The sequence below is a fragment of the Modestobacter sp. KNN46-3 genome, assembly GCF_011039295.1.
The window spans coordinates 1-1,134 of sequence record NZ_JAAKGN010000344.1 but is presented as its reverse complement, the minus strand read 5'-3'; the positions used below and the strand labels follow the sequence as shown (position 1 = coordinate 1,134).

Here is a 1,134-nt window from a genome sequence, read left to right as displayed (position 1 = left end):
CTGGACGTCGGGGGCCGGCGGAGTGCTCATCCCGCGATGCTCACCAACGCGGGCGTCGCACGCAAGGCGGCGCCCCACCCACCGGCAGGTCAGGTCGGACGCGCGGCCCGGCGCCGGGCGAGGGCGTCCCAGGCCAGGAGCCCGACGGCCACGCCGGTGACGTCGGCGAGGACATCAGCGAGCGACGTCGACCGGTTGAGCACGTCCAGGGACTGGAGGAGTTCACTGGCCGTCGCGTAGAGCACCAGGAGGACGGCGAGCACCCACCGGCTGATCCCGGCCCAGCGGCCGCTGACCGCCAGCACGGCGAACAGCAGGCCGTGCACGACCTTGTCCACGCCCGGCGGGGCCGACGGCACGCCGGACGCCGGGGTGAACAACACCGCCAGCGACACCAGCACGACGACGGCGAAGGTGCCGCGCGCCAGTGCCCCGTGGTCGGCGAAGAGCAGGGTCGGGCGGGAGCTCATCCGGCGACTCAGGCGGCGAGCAGCCGGTCGAGGTCGCGTTCCCGGTAGGGGCCGACGACGGCCAGGCAGGTCGACCGGGTGAACAGGTCGGCGGCCACCGCACGAACCTGGTCCTCGTGCACGGCCTCGATCCGGTCCAGGACGGTGCGTACCGGCAGGTACTCACCGTAGGACAGCTCGCTCTTGCCCAATCGGCTCATCCGTGAGCCGGTGTCCTCCAGCCCCAGCACCAGCCCGCCCTTGAGCTGGCCGCGTGCCCGGACGACCTCCTCGGTGGTCAGGCCGTTGGCCGCGACCTCGGCGAGCCCGGCGCGGATCAGCCGGAGCACCTCCGGCACACGCTTGGGAGAGCAGCCGGCGTACACCGAGAAGCTCCCGGCACCGGCGTAGTGGGTCAGCGAGGAGCCGACGCTGTAGACCAGGCCGCGCTTCTCCCGGATCTCCTGGAACAGCCGCGAGCTCATGCCGCCACCCACCGCGGCGTCCAGCACCGCGCCGGCGTACCGCCGCTCGTCCAGTCGGCCCATCCCCAGGCTGCCCAGCAGCAGGTGGGTCTGCTCGGTGCGCCGGTGGATCAGCCCGGTCGGCCGGGCCGGCTCGCCCAGGACGACGTCGGACCCCAGGCGCAACGGCTCCGGCCGCGCTCCCCCGCTCAACCGTCCAC

Annotated in this window: 2 protein-coding genes; both read right to left on the bottom strand. The window is 73.7% G+C overall.

Annotation, left to right across the window (positions count from 1 at the left end; genetic code table 11):
- Positions 1 to 89: 89 nt before the first annotated feature.
- Positions 90 to 470, bottom strand: a complete 381-nt coding sequence (locus G5C62_RS27185) for a VanZ family protein (RefSeq protein WP_164703436.1) — start codon at positions 468 to 470, stop codon at positions 90 to 92.
- A gap of 8 nt (positions 471 to 478) precedes the next feature.
- The coding region (locus G5C62_RS27180; protein WP_164703435.1) for a pitrilysin family protein at positions 479 to 1,134 on the bottom strand (656 nt) is incomplete at its 5' end.

Coding starts and splice junctions, on each gene's coding strand:
- G5C62_RS27185 (WP_164703436.1), bottom strand. CDS start 470: ATGAGCTCCCGCCCGACCCTGCTCTTCGCCGACCACGGGGCACTGGCG.